This is a genomic window from Dictyobacter vulcani, from assembly GCF_008974265.1.
GTDB lineage: Bacteria > Chloroflexota > Ktedonobacteria > Ktedonobacterales > Ktedonobacteraceae > Dictyobacter > Dictyobacter vulcani.
On the sequence record NZ_BKZW01000003.1, the window covers coordinates 386,738 to 403,358 of the forward strand.

17 protein-coding genes are annotated in these 16,621 nt (G+C 49.2%); 9 read left to right on the plus strand and 8 right to left on the minus strand.

Features of this window, described 5'->3' with window-relative positions; all coding sequences use genetic code 11:
* Positions 1-101 precede the first annotated feature (101 nt).
* Complete coding sequence (rbp, locus tag KDW_RS25860; RefSeq protein WP_151758812.1) at positions 102-422, plus strand: RNA-binding regulator; 321 nt, start codon at positions 102-104, stop codon at positions 420-422.
* A gap of 70 nt (positions 423-492) precedes the next feature.
* Here the strand turns inward: rbp and KDW_RS25865 are convergent, their stop codons facing one another.
* From KDW_RS25865 to KDW_RS25885, 5 genes are all read right to left on the minus strand, one after another.
* Positions 493-1,533 (minus strand): PP2C family protein-serine/threonine phosphatase, encoded by a 1,041-nt coding sequence (locus tag KDW_RS25865; protein ID WP_151758813.1) that lies wholly within the window; start codon positions 1,531-1,533, stop codon positions 493-495.
* A gap of 4 nt (positions 1,534-1,537) precedes the next feature.
* On the minus strand, positions 1,538-1,867 hold the full coding sequence (locus KDW_RS25870; RefSeq protein WP_233097911.1) for a PadR family transcriptional regulator: 330 nt from the start codon (positions 1,865-1,867) through the stop codon (positions 1,538-1,540).
* Between the two features lie 155 nt (positions 1,868-2,022).
* Entirely contained in the window at positions 2,023-2,811 is a 789-nt protein-coding gene (locus KDW_RS25875; protein ID WP_151759078.1) for an SDR family NAD(P)-dependent oxidoreductase, read from the minus strand.
* 155 nt (positions 2,812-2,966) lie between these two features.
* Positions 2,967-5,015, minus strand: a complete 2,049-nt coding sequence (locus KDW_RS25880) for a GMC family oxidoreductase N-terminal domain-containing protein (RefSeq protein WP_151758815.1) — start codon at positions 5,013-5,015, stop codon at positions 2,967-2,969.
* 155 nt (positions 5,016-5,170) lie between these two features.
* Positions 5,171-5,926, minus strand: coding sequence for a carbon-nitrogen hydrolase family protein (locus tag KDW_RS25885; RefSeq protein ID WP_151758816.1), 756 nt, complete (start codon positions 5,924-5,926; stop codon positions 5,171-5,173).
* A 291-nt stretch (positions 5,927-6,217) separates the two neighbouring features.
* On the opposite strand from KDW_RS25885, the gene KDW_RS25890 reads away from it, so the two are divergent.
* The 5 genes from KDW_RS25890 (at position 6,218) to KDW_RS25910 (ending at position 12,450) form a co-directional block, all read left to right on the plus strand.
* Positions 6,218-6,577, plus strand: a complete 360-nt coding sequence (locus tag KDW_RS25890) for a cupin domain-containing protein (protein ID WP_151758817.1) — start codon at positions 6,218-6,220, stop codon at positions 6,575-6,577.
* A 215-nt stretch (positions 6,578-6,792) separates the two neighbouring features.
* Positions 6,793-7,926 carry a ParM/StbA family protein gene (locus KDW_RS25895; protein WP_151758818.1) on the plus strand — a complete coding sequence of 378 codons (1,134 nt, stop codon included), beginning with the start codon at positions 6,793-6,795 and terminating at the stop codon, positions 7,924-7,926.
* 38 nt (positions 7,927-7,964) lie between these two features.
* Positions 7,965-8,429: a hypothetical protein gene (locus tag KDW_RS25900; RefSeq protein ID WP_151758819.1), complete on the plus strand. Its 465-nt coding sequence runs from the start codon at positions 7,965-7,967 to the stop codon at positions 8,427-8,429.
* Between the two features lie 826 nt (positions 8,430-9,255).
* Complete coding sequence (locus KDW_RS25905) at positions 9,256-11,070, plus strand: ABC transporter permease (RefSeq protein ID WP_151758820.1); 1,815 nt, start codon at positions 9,256-9,258, stop codon at positions 11,068-11,070.
* Positions 11,071-11,085: 15 nt separating this feature from the next.
* On the plus strand, positions 11,086-12,450 hold the full coding sequence (locus KDW_RS25910; protein ID WP_151758821.1) for an ABC transporter ATP-binding protein: 1,365 nt from the start codon (positions 11,086-11,088) through the stop codon (positions 12,448-12,450).
* Between the two features lie 101 nt (positions 12,451-12,551).
* On the opposite strand, the gene KDW_RS25915 is transcribed toward KDW_RS25910, so the two are convergent.
* Positions 12,552-13,166, minus strand: a complete 615-nt coding sequence (locus KDW_RS25915) for a GNAT family N-acetyltransferase (protein WP_151758822.1) — start codon at positions 13,164-13,166, stop codon at positions 12,552-12,554.
* Positions 13,167-13,333: 167 nt separating this feature from the next.
* Positions 13,334-13,648 carry a hypothetical protein gene (locus tag KDW_RS25920; protein WP_162005612.1) on the minus strand — a complete coding sequence of 105 codons (315 nt, stop codon included), beginning with the start codon at positions 13,646-13,648 and terminating at the stop codon, positions 13,334-13,336.
* A gap of 263 nt (positions 13,649-13,911) precedes the next feature.
* Between KDW_RS25920 and KDW_RS25925 the strand changes: the two genes are divergently transcribed.
* The 3 genes from KDW_RS25925 to KDW_RS25935 all read left to right on the plus strand — a co-directional run bounded on the left by KDW_RS25925 (position 13,912) and on the right by KDW_RS25935 (position 15,889).
* Positions 13,912-14,421 carry a hypothetical protein gene (locus tag KDW_RS25925; RefSeq protein WP_151758824.1) on the plus strand — a complete coding sequence of 170 codons (510 nt, stop codon included), beginning with the start codon at positions 13,912-13,914 and terminating at the stop codon, positions 14,419-14,421.
* 111 nt (positions 14,422-14,532) lie between these two features.
* Complete coding sequence (locus KDW_RS25930; protein ID WP_151758825.1) at positions 14,533-15,633, plus strand: threonine aldolase family protein; 1,101 nt, start codon at positions 14,533-14,535, stop codon at positions 15,631-15,633.
* Positions 15,634-15,661: 28 nt separating this feature from the next.
* Positions 15,662-15,889, plus strand: a complete 228-nt coding sequence (locus KDW_RS25935) for a hypothetical protein (protein WP_151758826.1) — start codon at positions 15,662-15,664, stop codon at positions 15,887-15,889.
* Between the two features lie 82 nt (positions 15,890-15,971).
* On the opposite strand, the gene KDW_RS25940 is transcribed toward KDW_RS25935, so the two are convergent.
* Positions 15,972-16,589, minus strand: coding sequence for a TetR/AcrR family transcriptional regulator (locus KDW_RS25940; RefSeq protein ID WP_151758827.1), 618 nt, complete (start codon positions 16,587-16,589; stop codon positions 15,972-15,974).
* Between the last annotated feature and the right edge of the window lie 32 nt (positions 16,590-16,621).

Below are 16,621 nucleotides of genomic sequence, written 5' to 3' on the forward strand. Positions count from 1 at the left end.
GTATATAGTGTATGACATCAAAAAGAATTGTAGCGCTTCTGTGAGAAATGGTTTCTTCGAGCGTCAATCTGTGGAGAGATGTCAACACAGGAGCACAAGATATGAGACTTTACGTTGGTGGACTTCCTTATCAGACCGATGAGCAAGAGCTCCGTGACGTTTTTGGCCAGATTGGCAATGTGACTTTTGCCACGGTAATCACAGATCGTGAGACAGGCCGTAGCAAAGGTTTTGGTTTTGTAGAATTTGAAGATGATGATCAGGCTCGCGCAGCTATTGATCAGCTGAACGGTTCTATGCTGGGCAACCGCACCATTACGGTAAACGAAGCCCGTGAGCGTCCTGCTGGTGGTGGTAACCGCGGTGGTGGTTACAACGACCGTGGCGGTCAGGGTGGTGGATATCGCGGTGGTCGCTACTAATTAGCGATATTTACGAACCGACAAAGGAGCGATCAGTCTTTGACTGACCACTCCTTTTTTTTCTGTTTGTTTAATCGATTTTAACGACAATGGCAGTAATATTATCTGGTCCGCCGTTTTCATTGGCACGCTCAATTAATTTCTTCGAGCTTTCTTCCGGCGTATTATTTTCCACAATCAAGCGAATCTCAGTTTCCGAGATCAGACCGTGTAGACCATCGGTACAGAGCAACAGGATATCGCCAGTTTTTACCTGGATGGGAGCACTGAGATACACCTCTACCTGTTCCTTGGTACCCAGGCAGCGTGTGATGACATTGCGTGAAGGACTGGTCAGGGCTTCCTCGGCAGTCATATTTCCTTTCAGCACTTCCTGTGCTACCAGACTATGATTTTCGGCCAGCTGCTTGATCTCCTGATCAGTAATCAGGTAAGCCAGGCTATCGCCTGCATTGGCGACATAAAGTGTGTGATTATTGAGCACCATGGCGACGCAGGTGGTACCCATGGTTTTACTACTCAGTTCAGAATTTTCCCGGATTTTAGCCTGACTTGTTTCGTAGACGACGGTATTGGCCTGCCGAAGAGCGTTGCCCAGAGCAGTGGGAATATCATTAGAGCTGTCTTGATAGTAGACTTCTTGAATCGTCTTCACGGCCAGTTCACTGGCAAGTTCGCCATATGAATGACCGCCCATCCCATCGGCGACAACGAAGAGGGCGCCTTTGGCTCTCATAATGTTATCGTTATCTGGTAATACTGCAATCAAATTATCTTCATTAGTAGGACGGGTACGACCGATATCAGTTAACTGTGCAACCTGTAAGTGTAGAGGGGCATTAAGCATCTGATACTCCTTATCGAATAGAACCAGTTTTTTTAGATGGAGAAATTGTTCAATTGAAACACTTTTAACAAAATCATAAAAAACAGTACTCCAGAAAGGTAAAAGTCGTAATGTTCCGCCAGCATCCAGCTCTTCGCGATAGCAGTCCCGAAAAGTCTGGACCATCTCCCGTCCATATTCGCGCCTGAACTCAGATGGATAGGCCAGGAGAAGCCATTGATAGAGCCGTTCGGAACAGGATTGCATCCAGTGGAATGACGCCATACGTTTAAGCCTCTCCTTGCAATAGATGTTTCATCTGAGCGATGCTGACCAGTTGTTCCAGCCGCCTGGCTTCAGCGCGTACGACCCGTTGACCAAAATCTGTGAGCCGATAATAGCGCCGACGCTCATCGTCCAGATCAGGATCTGGTCGGTTGCCAGATTCCTCCAGCAAGCCATCCGCCATCATGCGTTTGATCGAGCCATATAAGGTGCCAGGACCCATATGCATCTGATTATTGGTGCGCCGCGTCACCTCTTGCATAATGCCATAGCCGTGGCGCTCCTTATCGGTTAAGGCCAGTAAAATGTGAAAGACTGCGGGTGTCAGCGGCAAGAGTGACTCCGGTTCGTCTTTGTTCTTTTTGATGATCCCCTCCTGATCAAAATCACTAGTTTATATCTGCTGTGGATGTATCCGTTGTTGATATAATAAACCGAAAAGAATCGTTTGTCAAGGGGATGTCGGATAGAGTTATTGGACCGAATACCTTAGATGATGCTGCGGATTAGACCACCATCCACCCGCAGAGCAGCTCCACTGACAGCTGACGCCAGCGGGCTACACACAAAGGTGACGAAGGTGGCCACCTCCTCGGGTTGAATCAGGCGCTCTATCAGCGAGGTTGGACGATTTTCCTGCATAAATTTGCGTTCGGCAATATCTGGTTTCTCACCAGGAAAGAGAGATTGAATAAAATCTGTTACGCCCTCGGTTTGCGTTGAGCCCGGTAGCACTGTATTGACCGTTACCCGTGTACCTTTGGCTATCTCAGCCAGGCTGCGAGAGATTGAGAGTTGCATGGCCTTGGTGGCACTATAATGAGCCATTTCAGGTGCAGGCGAGACGGCTGATTCACTGGCAATAAAGATGATGCGCCCCCAGCGCTTTTCCATCATGCGTTTAAGATAATAGCGACAGAGCCGCACCCCGCTCATGATATTGGTCTCAAATATTTTCTGCCACTGCTCATCATTCGTATCGAAGAAATCCACTGCTTCAAAGATGCCCATATTGTTGATTAGAATATCTACGTCTGGTTGTTCTGTGATGGCTTTCTGACAACCTTCACTGGTACTCAGGTCGGCCACCACCGTAGCAAATTTTCCCTGTGGAATACTGGCTTGAAGGTCTTGTAAGGTTTTCTGGACATTTTTTTCTGTACGTCCATTGAGAATAACCTGGGCACCTTCACGGGCGAATGAGGCGGCGATAGCTTTGCCAATGCCCATGGTTGAGCCTGTCACCAGGACTTTTTTATCCTTTAATTGTAAATCCATCATATGGCTCCGATCGCTAGTTATGTGGAAACATTCCACCTTGATACACGCCTGATGGATCATATGAGTTACTCAACCAGCAGGAGGGTTCAAAAACGTAGCGCGAAACCCGATCCAGTTCATACGTGAACAGGCCGCAGCCGCGAGGGCTGCCGCTACTGTTTGATGTATTGGGCGGCCTGATGGGCGAGGCCCATGATGCTGAGCATGGGATTGACGCCGCTGGCGGCTGGAAAGACGCTGCCATCACAGACAAAGAGTCCCTGTACGCCATGGACCTGGCTATGGGCGTCGGTTACTGATTGGGCAGGATCTTTGCCCATTCTACAGGTTCCCATCTGGTGGGCACTGTAGACAATCAGGCGGTTCACTCCTAAGCCATTGCGTTCTAGCTGGCGGTCAAATGTTTTCCAGGCACGTTCACCAGATGTGTCAAGCTGTTGACGAGAAAGCTGGCTGCGTTTGCTCTGGATCGAAACGACTTCAGAGGCTCCGGCGGCAAAATGGATCCTGGCGGCCTGGCGCATGCCATGCAAGAGATGCTGGCGATCAAAGACCGAGGTTACATAATCGATGACCGGCTCTCCATGGCTATCCAGGGTCACTTGTCCCTCGCCTTTATCACGTGTCAAAATGATAAATGTCGCGAGGTGGGCCATCTTTTCCATTGACTCACGATAATCACGGGCGGAATGCCATGCCGAGCCCATGCCCAGCAGTCCTGGATGAGCAGGAGGCACCTCTAACTTGTAGCCATAATTCCCATGCAGATGTCCAAATTCATCACTATATGCCGATTGCATGACTCCTTGCCAGGGATAGACTTTGTCGGGATAATGACCGGCTATAGTGGTGGTTGGATGCAGGTGGAGGTGCCGACCAATGTGGCTGTTAGTCAGACCGGAGCGGAGGAGGACGGCGGGTGAGTGGAGTGAACCAGCGGCCACGACGACTGTGCGTGCATGAATGGTGACCTGGTAATTTTTCCCTGTGGTGTGTTCATGGACGCTTGCTTTGACGCCGACCGCTTTTCCCTGTTCAATCAGCACCCGCTCGGCACTGCAATCTACAAGAATCCGGGCTCCGTGCTCATAAGCATCCTGTAGATAGGTTTTCAAGGTTGATTGTTTGCAGCCATAGCGACAGCCAAAGCCACAGGTACCGCAACGTTGCTCGCAGCCAATCGCATTCCGGCGTAAACTGTCAACATGATAGCCAAGCGTTCGAGCGCCATCAAAAAGCAATTGATTCTGGCGATTATGGGCGCTATTCTCTGTATTGATGCTGATGCGCTGCTCAACCGCTGCGAAGCTTTCTTGTAGTGATGTACCAGTAAATACATCCTTGAGGCCTGATGTCTCTTCCCATTCGGACAGGATATCCGGTGGCGTGCGAAACGAGGTATCCCAGTTGACAATTGTGCCACCACCCAGGGTGCTACCGGCCAGAATAGAGACACCGACATCTCTGGAGGTGAGTGAGCCGCGTTTAAGATAGAGATCAGACATGGATTGGGCTTCTTGCAGGCTGAAGTCGGCCTCACTATGGTAGCCACCTTTTTCGAGCACAATCACATTTTTGCCGGCCAGTGCCAGTTCACCTGCAACCACGCCGCCACCCGCGCCAGAACCGATCACGACCGCATCGCATTCCAGCACAGTATCCTGCTTGATCTCATATGGTTTGAGCGGGCGGGCAACAGGTGGTGGTGGCTCTGCCGGTTGATAGTCGAGTGCTTCCCAGGTTGGATTGCGTCCCTGGGGATCGGGGGTGGCAAAGAAGAGAAAGCCACTCAAGCGTTTAAGGACTTGATAGCCCTGTCGTAACTGTGCCAGCGGACTATGAGCCATGGCCCGTAAATATTTTTCGCGCCGTTCCAGTGGCAGATCACTAAATGGACGGGCCTGGCCAGCCAGCAGGAGTCCAGTGGCAGGATTCTGAAATAGTGTTAGCAAACGATGAAAATCAGCTTGCGATTCCTCGTTTTCCTGTCCTAAGGTTTCGGCGATCAGCAGGGCCAGATGTAGATCACTGGCTTTACTCTGATAATAGCTGGCCCTGGCTGGTGAGGCTCCAGCAGGAGGGGTAAGGGCTGGGAAAAAGGTATCACAAATAGTTTCTAAGATGTGCATCTCACGAGCGGAGAGCCAGCCTGCTCCATTGGAAGATCTGGTTGTGTTTGGTGAAGATGAAGTGACATCCATGACGCGTCCTTTAAGCTAACATTGCTACAGGTGCTGTCCCATTGAGCACTAACGTCAAGTATAACACATGCTGGGATGCATACCTGTAGCTTATTTACGCTCACTTTAAGAGACTGATTTTTTGCCTGTCAGTCAAGATGAAATGGGTTGGGCGCTTATTCCTGGACATCGCGTGGATAGACTTTTTTTGCGGCTGCACTGCTTGCCAGATCAATATCAACCGTGACAAATGGCGTCTGACGCGAAGTGGTGGCCAGTACCTCACCATCGGGATCGATAATTACACCATGACCGGCGAATAAGTTTTCATCGACGCGATTAGATGAGAGCACAAAGGCACCGGAAGCAATCGCTGCCATGCGGATCGCAACCATCCATCGCTCAATATTTAGTGAAGAGGCGCGAGGGACCGCAATGATATTTGCTCCCTGACGACCATAATATCTGGCCCACTCATTGAACATCACTTCTGTACAGATCAAAAAGCCAATCGCCAGATCCTGTACACGCGCTAATGAAAAATCGCGTTGATTGCGATCAAACCAGTTGCGCTCATAAAAATCCTCTTCATTCGGGAAATAATATTTATCGTGAATCCCCCGATATCCTTGCGCCTCAGTCCAGGTAAAGGCGCGATTGAAATGCTGATCCCCTGCAGTTACCAGATTGGTTCCCAGAACAGTTGTAGGTGCCAGCGCTGATATCTGCTTCATCATCGCATCATGTTCCGTTTGCGCCCGTTGCCAGACCTGCGCATCAAACTGCGGGGTCCTGACGAACCAGGCCACAAATGGCAATTCGGGCAGAAGCACTAACTCACTCTGCTGTTCCCGTACATAGGCAAGCAGATCTTTCCAGGCGGACTCAAATTCATCGCGGTTATCAGGGAGCTCGCAAACAGTTACTTTCATCTGAATTATACCTATCTTCTATTCAACCAGAGATCTTTTTTGTTCAGCTTTAACTCATCATACAATGTCAATTGATTGAAGATCAAATGAGCAACGCAAAATACAGTATTTGCAGATGAATGTTTTTGGTGACAGATAAAAAGGAAACAAAAAGTCGACTTGTTTGTATCCAGATATACATACTGTTGCACTATCGCCTATACTATAGAATAGTAATAGCTATCGATACACAGCCACAGGTGCATAAATGCTCTGGCTATCGGTAGCATAAAAATGCAAAGGGTAGATGATATGTTGCAGAAAGTAGAACATGGGAGTATTTTTCCGCGTGAAGATGGAAAGATTATTGATGAACACTTCGGCGTCTTAAATACCAAACAGGATGGTTTTAGTCTGGCACATATGTTCGCGCCGCCAGCCTGGCGGGAGCCAGCCCAGATCGCCGAGTTTGATGAGGTTGTGATCGGGGTCCAGGGTGTGCTGGCTATCGAGGCCGATGGCCAGCGGATTGAAATAGGAGCAGGCGAAACCTGTCTGGTGGGTCGTGGTACCCGCGTCATCTACAGCAATGCTCGTGAGGACGCCCAATGTGAATACTGGTCCCTTTGTATGCCTGCTTTCCGCCCAGAACGCACACAAATGGAAAGCTAAATAGCTTCCCTGTTATCTCATGCTGTAGGCGTGAGGTGTCGGAGAACGAATTTGCACGTGCCATCAACTATTACTGACATTAGTACCATCATGAGTCAGAATGTTATGCATGTTGATGTAGCTTGGTGCAAAATTTAAATGAAATAATATTTTCTGTTTGTAGATTTGTATCACTTATTTGATCCTGAGAAGTCACAGAAGAGAGTTCGAAATCAATGAAATGGTATCCTTACGGACATGATTTTGGTAATGCTGAAATAGGTGGTGTTACCGTCATTAACGGAAAGACCGTATCGCTGAGCATTCCGACTGCTTTTGCTAAAGTTGATCCCACAGCTTTACGCAACCTGGGTGTCAACGTCGATCAATCGAATGTACACGTTATGCGCTTTGAAGAAGAAGAAGCGGCATATGCGATTGGTGATCTGGCCTTGCAGCAAGCGGTTGAAGTGTATCATGGACGAGGCGATATTCAACGTTATTCCAGCCGCTTTAGCCTGCGCGGCTTGTTGACGATTGCTGCGACGCTGATCCCTGATACAGAATTTGGTATTTATGTCGTCACAGGTTTGCCCGCAGAGACATATATTAAAAATGCTGCTCTACGTTCGGCCATCAAAGAATCTTTAGACGGCACCTATACATTTACACTTAACGATGAGACAACGCCGCGCAGGATCGTGGTTGAACTGGCAACCGTGGTGATGGAAGGTGCGGGCGCTTTGATCGCATACAACGATCGTTCCAGCAACAAAATGACTGAGAGCGCTGTGATTGATATCGGCGGACGTACCACCGACCTGTATGTGGCGCGTGGCCAGGTACCCGTTGTCGAGTATTGTAAAGGTAAACCAGTTGGGGTCGAAACCGCTACCCAGATGGTGATGGATTCCTTTGAGAATAAGTACGATCGTCCGCTGTCATTGTTTGAGTCCCGTGAAATTATGCATGCCTACGCGGCGCAAGAGCAAGGGGAGATCGCCCGTTATCCTGAAATCTCATCGTATGGACAGACGATTGGCCATTATGAGCTTGAGCGTCTGGTCAAGGAAGCGGTGGAACAGGTTGGTAGCGAGATCGTATCGTTTGTGGCATCAGCCTGGCGTCAGAGCGATCGCGACGCGGTAGCCGCCAGCTTCAAGCCAGTCCTTAATATTGGTGGTGGCGTCTTCTACTTCTATAGTTTCCTGAAAAAGCGTATCCCCCATCTCACCCGGCCTGATGATCCCATTCACGCCAACTGTATTGGTTATTGTACTCTGGCTGGTCGTCTCCTGATTCGTAAAGTACAGTCAGGAAGTATCACCAATAGTAGTAATGGGAATTCTGAGCGTATTCGTATATTTTAAATTATATATTCTAAATCATAAGGTAGAGAGATAATCATATGACACAATCTTCATCAGAGAAATTCCTACATTTCACCGTTGGTCTGTTGAAGGACTCTGAAGCATTAGAGGCACTGAGGCAGGATGCTGTCAAACACCATATGATTGATAACCCTGGACAACTGATTGCGTTACGGCTGACTGAATATTACGAGATGATGAATCAGGGTATTGTACAGCCAGTTGTGCGGGTGCCTGCAGTAATGAATCCTGCTGGCCCAGAGGTGAAAGCGAAACCAGAGATGGAGACGCCGGTGCGTGTTCAGGCTGCTCCAGTGCAACCTGTGACGCAAACTGCCCCTCCGCGTCCAGGTTCTCTATCTGCATATGAGAACGGGCCTATCCGTCAGGCAACTGGCCGTATGCGTGCCATCATGCAGGGTGGGAGCGAAACGATTGTTTCTACCTCCACCAATGCCGAACAGAACGCCGATGATGCCGCCGATTACTGGTCAATCCTCTAACGGATCTGGCGTGTTATAACAACAGGGATAGCCACCATCAACAGTGGCTATCCCTGTTTTTTTGGGCTCAATAACAAGGGTATTTTTTGCTCAGATCAGAGGTGCACAGGCACAGCAGGCGAATCACTCCTCACGGGTTTATGGTGTGGGACGTGCGGTCACTGCGCGCGTCCCACACCATAAACCCTAATCCCGCGCTGCAGGCGCCAGCGAAGAGCATTAAATAACCCTGACTTAATAAAAACTGAACTTGACAAGGGCAAATCAAGAAGGCTATAGTAGAAGAGAAAAAAATGTTTTCCTACTGAAAGAAGGTGATTTCCTGATGGACGATGGTCCGACTAGTTCTTTCGAAATGTCTGCATTCTTTTGTTTCCATCCTGACACTCATAATAGTGATAGTTATTGGAGAGAAATAACAGGTTCTCCAGGTTCTGTGGCTGACTTTCAGCAGAAGGCATCTATATTGCTGCTGTAATGGCTGTACATGTTTTTCGGTAAGATGGTTGTGCCACCACTGATGGTGGTTTTTTTGTGCCATTTTTTGGAGTTGTTGATCTCATATTATCCTTAATACATCACTTTTATATTTGATCCTGCCAATGATGGAAAGAGAAGGTAAGTTGGCATGAATGCCGATGCTGAACAACGAAGTATAATTGTTCAATTTTCAGTAGCGCTAATTCGGACAGCGAGAGCGATGACTATGCAAGACCTGTATCCTGTAGATAACCGATATGGTTGCAGGAAACTATAAACCGGGTTATTTGTGGTCTTCTCCTCTGTGCTGTCCACCAAACAAGGAAGTATAGATGGAGGTACTGAGATGGCTCAGGTTTATATCCCTGAAAACGCCCAGGAGCGCGAGCAACTCCAGGGTGGTTCTAGCTCGCCACGACAGAGTCGCCCGCCGCACGAGGAGACGCGCAAACGTCTGGGACTGATTGATCTTGGGATTGCTCTGGCTCTGGTTGCCGTTGTCTCTTTGATCATTGCCGCTGCATCACGCTGGACGGCTCCACTCACACCAACTATTCATATTGATTTATCACCGACCGCATTACCAGTGTATGCAGGCTATTCTGTATTACGGATGCTGCTGGCATATCTATTGTCCCTCATTTTTACCTTTATCTATGGTCATATCGCTGCTACGAATAAACGTGCCAATGTGGTGATGGTACCTTTACTCGATATTCTACAAAGTATTCCGATCCTTTCATTTCTTCCAGGCGTGGTGCTGGCACTGGTTGCGCTTTTTCCAAATTCTAATATCGGTCTGGAACTGGCCAGCGTGGTATTGATTTTTACCAGCCAGGCGTGGAATATGACTTTTAGCTATTATCATTCCGCTCGTACCCTTCCTAAGGATTTAAAGGAATTTTCCGCCATCGCCCGTCTACGTCCGTGGCAGAAGTTTTTAAAGTTAGAGGTGCCCGCCTCAATGATCGGGTTAATCTGGAATAGTATGATGAGTTGGGCTGGTGGCTGGTTTTTCTTGATGGCTTCTGAGCAACTGGTGCTGGGTTCGCGTTCCTTTCAGTTACCCGGATTGGGATCTTATCTGCAGACGGCCGCCAGTACAGGAAACAGCAGCGCCTTAATACTGGGGTTATTCACACTTATCGTTTTAATTATTCTGCTGGATTTCTTCTTCTGGCGTCCATTGGTTGCCTGGGCGGATAGGTTTAAGCTGGAGATGAATAGTGAAGGTGATGCTCCTTCTTCTCCGGTCCTGAATGTGTTACGGCGTTCGGCTTTGATCAGTGCTATCAATCAACACATCTTTAAGCGTGTGGGCGCTTTTATGACACGCATCTTAAACAGGCTCCAACCGCTGCCAGGTGAACGCAGTTTTGTGACGGAACCGAAACAGCATGGGCCACGTTTCACGGTGCGCAGTCTGGTTATGGGTATGCTAGGACTGTTGCTCCTGGGTGGTGTCTTGTTTGGTCTATGGTCTATGCTCATTTTATTGAAGAATGTTACTTTGCTGACCTGGGGACAACTCTTGCTTGCTACCGGAGCGACATTCTTGCGCACCCTGGTTGCCCTGCTGATTGGCCTGGCCTGGACGTTGCCAGTGGGGGTGGCGATTGGGCTTTCGCCTAAATGGTCAAAGCGCTTGCAGCCAATCGTGCAGGTCGTGGCATCGATTCCTGCTACCGCTCTTTTTCCTATTTTGCTCGTGGGGCTGATCGGCTTGCCAGGTGGACTCTCGTTAGCCGCTGTTTTGTTGATGTTGCTGGGAACCCAATGGTATCTGCTCTTTAATATTATTGCCGGTGCCATGTCTATTCCAGGCGACCTCAAGGAAGCTACGACCATTTATCATGTGCGTGCGTGGCGCCGTTGGAGAACCTTAATTCTACCGGCGATTTTTCCTTACCTGGTTACGGGCATGTTAACGGCGAGCGGCGGAGCCTGGAATGCCAGTGTGGTCTCGGAATATGTCACCTTTAATGGTAAAACGTTCAGCACACCAGGCCTGGGAGCGTCAATTGCCGCGGCAGGCGCGGAAGGGAATTTCTCGCTCTTGCTGGCAGGTACGTTATTGATGGCGGCCGTCGTTATCTTAATCAATCGCTTGCTCTGGAAGCGTCTTTATAGTCTGGCCGAGCGCCGTTATACTTTGAGCTAAGAGGAGAAGAGAAGCATGACTAATTTCAATATCCAGGCTGGCGAAGCGCTGCTTGAGGCACGCAACATCAAGAAAATCTATGATATGGATGGTAAACGACCACGTGGTGTTAATCCTCCAGTAGTGCTGGATGATATCAATCTGACCATCAGGGCAGGCGAATTTGTTGCTTTGCTTGGACCCTCAGGTTCTGGCAAATCCACGCTGCTGCGTATCCTGGCTGGACTATTGCGGCCGAGTGAGGGACAGGTTTTATTCAAAGATCTGCCCCAGCAGGGTCCTAATCCGCATTTATCAATTGTGTTTCAGTCATTCGCTCTTTTCCCCTGGCTAACCGTGCTGCAAAATGTCGAACTGGGTCTGGAAGCTCAGGAAGTACCACCGACCCAACGCATGCGCCGTTCATTGTCCGCTATTGATACGATTGGCCTTGATGGCTTTGAAGATGCTTATCCTAAGGAACTCTCAGGCGGTATGCGCCAGCGCGTTGGATTTGCACGTGCGCTGGTTGTCGAGCCGGAGCTACTGTTTATGGACGAGCCTTTTAGTGCCCTGGATGTTTTGACCGCTGCTAATCTGCGCAAAGAGTTACTTAGCCTGTGGCGTGAACATAAGATCCCGACCCGTGCGATCGTGATGGTTACCCATAATATTGAAGATGCCGTCTTAATGGCGGATCGGATTGTTGTGTTGGGGGCCAACCCTGGTATTATTCGCGTTGAACTGCCAGGACTGCCAATCGAGCAGCGAAACGCTACGAATGATAACTACACAAAGACCGTCGATCTGATTTATCGTATCATGACCAGTCCACGCGCGGACATTTCCAGCTTGATGCCATCAACCACTACCAGTAAACTGATAGCGCCCAAACAACAGCCTTATCAGGTATTACCACACGTAGCTATCAGTGACGTCACCGGCCTGATCGAGCTTGTGCATTCTAAAGGGGGGAGAGAGGATATCTATCAACTGGGCCGTGATTTCCAGTTAGAAGTTGATGACTTGTTGCCCATGATTGATGCCGCCAATATGCTTGGTTTTGCTGAAGCCCGGGAAGGTGATTTTGTGTTGACTGAAATCGGGAAGCGTTTCGCCGAGGCGGGCGTACAGGAAGAGAAAGATCTTTTCCGCCAGCAGGCCATTAAAAACGTTACCATGTTGCGACATATTGTGCGTGATTTATCTGGTGAACCCAGCCACACGCTGCCTGAAGAACACTTCCTCAATGAATTGCAGCAGCACTTCAGCGAAGATGAATCCTGGGCTCAGCTTGAAACCGCCATTAACTGGGGACGATATGCAGAGATCTTTTCCTATCAAGAGGAGCGGGGCGTGTTCCGTTTGGAGGAGCAGGAAGCGATCAGCGAACGCGTTTAATGTTTACTTGAAAGAGAGGGTTCTTGCGCCTTATTTATGTTCGCAAGGACCCTCTCTTGACATCTCTTGATCTCTTTGTGATAGTAGGTAGGATAGTTTGGTTATGTGCGAGGTTTATCGGGCACCATAATCTCATGGAGGACAGGACTGACAAACTCGGTCGCCAGACAATCCATATGGATGATATCCCAGAGCTGGCCACGCATAAATTTGGCCTGCCGCCGCCGCCCATATTCCTTAAAGCCGGCCTTCTTATAGGCGTTCTGGCCGGCCAGATTATATTCCCAGGTTTCAAGATTGACACTGTGCAGACCAATGACCGTAAAAGCATAGTCCAGCATTAAGCGCGCAGTCTCGCTCCCATAGCCACGACCACGATATTCGGCTTCCCCGATCTCAAGCCCAAAGCTGGCACTACGATCGCGATGATTAATGCTGTCCAGTTCGGTACGACCAATTGGCGCCATCGTTGCGCGATCATAGACGGTGAAAAAGGCCGCGCGGCGCACTTTTTCTTGCTCTACATCCTTCTCAAAGTAGGCTTCTATCTCCTCCAGGGTGGAAGGACGAGGAATATACAGGGTGCGCAGAACGGCAAAGTCGTTGATCCAGCGATGATACAGCGGTACCAGTTCCCGACGAATAGGACCCAGTGCAACCTTTTCGCCAACAATATTGATAACTGGCTGATCATTTGTCTGCTGTAGACTATCCATGTCTTTTTATCTCCTCTTCTTGCTTTTTAGCTTTTATCATCATAAAACACCAGGTCAAGTCCATAAGCATATAGAGTGTTTTAATTGCAGCTATGTCTGAGGTATAGGAAATGAGGAATGAGTAGTTGGGCTGATATATAGCGCTGGCCTAAGCAAGCTTGATAGTATTATTGGCTTGTTGTGGATACCTGAATGTCCTCTAAACGTCGGCGTAGAAAGGCCTGTTCAACTCTATTCTGGGTCAGGCTCAATGCTGTTTGATATGCTTGTCGGGCGGCAGGCCAGTCTTTATTTCTGCGTAATAAATCAGCGCGAGAGGCGTGAAAAAGATAGTAATTTTGCATGCAGTCCGTTTCTAGTTCTGCTTTGCAGCAGGATATATCCTGCTCTTCAATAGTCTGAATTTTTAAGAGATCAACACTATTGTTGTTCTCGTGGAAATGATGAATAGCTTCTGGTGAAATCGACAATTTCCACGACAAATTTGAACTCATTTTCGACTTCAGCCAACATTTAATCAGGCCATGTTTGGTCTAACTGTGGAACATAGGATGTGATAGCTTTTTTGTAGCTCAGGATGGATGGATCTTCTGACATACAAAACCCAGATTTGATAACTAACGTTAGTTTTGCTATAATGCGAAATGCGGTCATGGCATGGATACCGTAGGGCGAATGTGTGGATCTTCGCGGTAATCGTGGGGCAAGCCACGAAGCTACGCGATGGGTGAAAGGTGGGCAATGTATGGCTCTTTTTGATGATATGCTTGCGCAGGAGATAACTATGCTGGTTCAGCAGCAGCAGCAGGAACTGGCTACAGCGCTGGGAGAGCAGGGTTTTTTAGCGGATGATCTCAGGTTGTTAATCCAGGTGGCTAATGGCGAATGTTCGCGCTCTATAGAGATGGTGAGTCAGGTGGAGGCCGCGCTGGCGCGTGTAGTAAAGGTGTTGACGGGCAATGCTCTCCATCTTCAGGCTCAGTTGCCAGATGCCTTCTGGAAAACAGAGATCGGGATCCTGCTGTCGCGTACACGCTGGTGGATCTCGGTGGATGATTTGATTACGATCAGTAATGCGGCGGCCCTGGCGTTTGGCGAGAATACGCAGGCAAATCGCATGCGTATTGTGCGCGCCATGGATAAAGGTGTGCTGGAATGGGTGCCCGATCCTTCTGTGGTCAATCCTCAGCAAAATAAGCGTGTGCTTCGTCCGCAGGTGGAGCGGCTCCGTGATCAGCGGAGCTTACCTGAATAAAAATCGCTAATCATATCTATGTATGCTACAATTTTATGTAGATGAGATGTATGTAATCAGCATTGTTGTATTCTGGCAGTGTACTTCCAGAGCACTAGAAGGACCGCAATCATGACGAAGGAACGAGATCCAAGGCAGATTCGTAAGGCGTGTAGCCGCTCACTGATGGGCCATTATCCTCAGTCGCTAGCAGGTATCCTGCATGAGTTGGCCGAGACGGTGAGAGCAGATGAGTCACCTGACGTTTATGGCGCAGGAAATATTATTCGAGATTTTGAAGCTGAGGTTGCCCAACTACTTGGCAAAGAGGCGGCCGTCTTTATGCCGAGCGGGACGATGTGTCAGCCGATTGCTCTACGGATCTGGACCGATCGTCGGCACCTGCCACGCGTTGGCTATCATCCGACCTCGCATCTGGAACTGCATGAGTTCCAGGGTCTCCAGCGTCTGCATGGATTGGAGACCGTGTTAATTGGTTCTCCATATCAGCTTCTAACACTGGATGATCTCAAGGCAGTGGCTGAGCCGCTGGGCGCTTTGCTGCTGGAGTTGCCGCAGCGTGAGATTGGTGGACAGCTTCCCAGTTGGGATGAACTGACCGCGATCACTGGTTGGGCTCGTGAGCATAACATTGCTACCCATCTGGATGGAGCGCGTCTCTGGGAATGCAAACCGTATTATCAACGTGAGTATGCTGAAATCGCTGGCCTGTTTGATAGTGTCTATGTCTCCTTCTATAAAAGCCTGGGTGGCATTTCTGGCGCCGTCCTGGCTGGTCCTGCGGATATGGTTGCTGAAGCGCGGATCTGGCAACGTCGCCAGGGTGGTAATTTGTATCAACTGTATCCTTACGTATTAGCTGCCCGTAAAGGACTGGCCGAGCGCTTACCACGCATGCAGGCCTATCATGAAAAAGCCGTTGCCATCGCCGCTGCCTTATCTGTTTTCCCGCAGATTGAGATTCTGCCAGCCGTGCCCCAGACCCATATGATGCACGTATTTATGCGTGGCGACCGTGAGCAACTGGTCGAGTCCGCCCTCGATATTGCCGAAGAGACAGGAACCTGGTTGTTTGGCTCTCTCAGTCCTACGCAGTTGCCTGCCTATCAAAAGTTTGAGTTATCGGTTGGCGACGCCTCATTGGATATGAGCACTGACGAAATCGTCAGCCTGTTTGAAAAGGTATTTGCGCAAGTCGAAGCAGCACGCTAGAAGCGTTCCAGAGCGAAAGTGAAACATTATGTCAGACGAATCCGAGATGGAAGAACAATTTATTTCTCCTTTGCAAAAAGAAGGAGAGGATAACGAAGAGCGTATCGCGCGCCTGCTGCGTACAGGCAGTGTGCGCGACCTGATTACGGAGGCCCATTTCTGGTTGGGCTACTATCAATGGCATGAAGATGCCACTGAAGCCTTGCCCATCGCGATGTCGCTCTTAGAGTGCGCCTCCGAAAAATCGGTGGATTAACATCCAGTTATATCGATTTAGTCTTCACGAGCCATGGATATCTCAGATAGTTGCTGAGCACAATGCCAGGCATACTTTGAGTCTATCTGAGATGTTCGATGGCTGTTTGCGATAGCTGACAGATAAGCGGGGTAATCTCCTCCAGGCTACGCGTATTGCCTGCTATGCTATCAAAACTCTCGAAACTGATGAGTGTAAAGAGTATTGCGACAGCGTCCTCAATTTTTTCGGGTGCAGGACAGCCGTGCTGTGCCGCCATGCGTTCAATGAGCGTTCGTACTCCCTTGCGGCGGCGCTCATCTCGTGAGTGCAACACCTGTTCAAATTCTGGATCCAGGGCAGCCAGTGCCCGTAATCGTCGCGTCACCAGGCGATCCGCATCCCAGAAATGGCCAAAGGTGGTGATATAGGCGCTCAGCGCATCACGTGACTCTGGCTGCTGAAAGGCGCTCGCCAGTTGTTCCATTCCTCCACTGGCCGCCAGTGAATCACATAGAGCCTCCAGTAATCCTATTTTCGAGCCAAACTGATGATAGACTGTCATGCGGGCTACATCGGCCTGACGTGCGACCAGATCAATGGAAAATTGCGTAAAACCATGGCTGGTCATTAATAATTCACGGGTAGCATTGATGATACGACTTCTGGTCTGTTCCGTGTTTGCCTGTCGTTGACCGAGTCGATAGGGACGAGGACTCATGATAAAACTTGACGCCTCTCTGTATTTAATTG

Excerpts from the sequence above, each read along its gene's own strand:
- rbp (WP_151758812.1), top strand. The coding sequence starts at position 102 with ATGAGACTTTACGTTGGTGGACTTCCTTATCAGACCGATGAGCAAGAG.
- KDW_RS25865 (WP_151758813.1), bottom strand. The coding sequence starts at position 1,533 with ATGGCGTCATTCCACTGGATGCAATCCTGTTCCGAACGGCTCTATCAA.
- KDW_RS25875 (WP_151759078.1), bottom strand. The coding sequence starts at position 2,811 with ATGGATTTACAATTAAAGGATAAAAAAGTCCTGGTGACAGGCTCAACC.
- KDW_RS25880 (WP_151758815.1), bottom strand. The coding sequence starts at position 5,015 with ATGGATGTCACTTCATCTTCACCAAACACAACCAGATCTTCCAATGGA.
- KDW_RS25885 (WP_151758816.1), bottom strand. The coding sequence starts at position 5,926 with ATGAAAGTAACTGTTTGCGAGCTCCCTGATAACCGCGATGAATTTGAG.
- KDW_RS25890 (WP_151758817.1), top strand. The coding sequence starts at position 6,218 with ATGTTGCAGAAAGTAGAACATGGGAGTATTTTTCCGCGTGAAGATGGA.
- KDW_RS25895 (WP_151758818.1), top strand. The coding sequence starts at position 6,793 with ATGAAATGGTATCCTTACGGACATGATTTTGGTAATGCTGAAATAGGT.
- KDW_RS25900 (WP_151758819.1), top strand. The coding sequence starts at position 7,965 with ATGACACAATCTTCATCAGAGAAATTCCTACATTTCACCGTTGGTCTG.
- KDW_RS25905 (WP_151758820.1), top strand. The coding sequence starts at position 9,256 with ATGGCTCAGGTTTATATCCCTGAAAACGCCCAGGAGCGCGAGCAACTC.
- KDW_RS25910 (WP_151758821.1), top strand. The coding sequence starts at position 11,086 with ATGACTAATTTCAATATCCAGGCTGGCGAAGCGCTGCTTGAGGCACGC.
- KDW_RS25915 (WP_151758822.1), bottom strand. The coding sequence starts at position 13,166 with ATGGATAGTCTACAGCAGACAAATGATCAGCCAGTTATCAATATTGTT.
- KDW_RS25925 (WP_151758824.1), top strand. The coding sequence starts at position 13,912 with ATGGCTCTTTTTGATGATATGCTTGCGCAGGAGATAACTATGCTGGTT.
- KDW_RS25930 (WP_151758825.1), top strand. The coding sequence starts at position 14,533 with ATGACGAAGGAACGAGATCCAAGGCAGATTCGTAAGGCGTGTAGCCGC.
- KDW_RS25935 (WP_151758826.1), top strand. The coding sequence starts at position 15,662 with ATGTCAGACGAATCCGAGATGGAAGAACAATTTATTTCTCCTTTGCAA.
- KDW_RS25940 (WP_151758827.1), bottom strand. The coding sequence starts at position 16,589 with ATGAGTCCTCGTCCCTATCGACTCGGTCAACGACAGGCAAACACGGAA.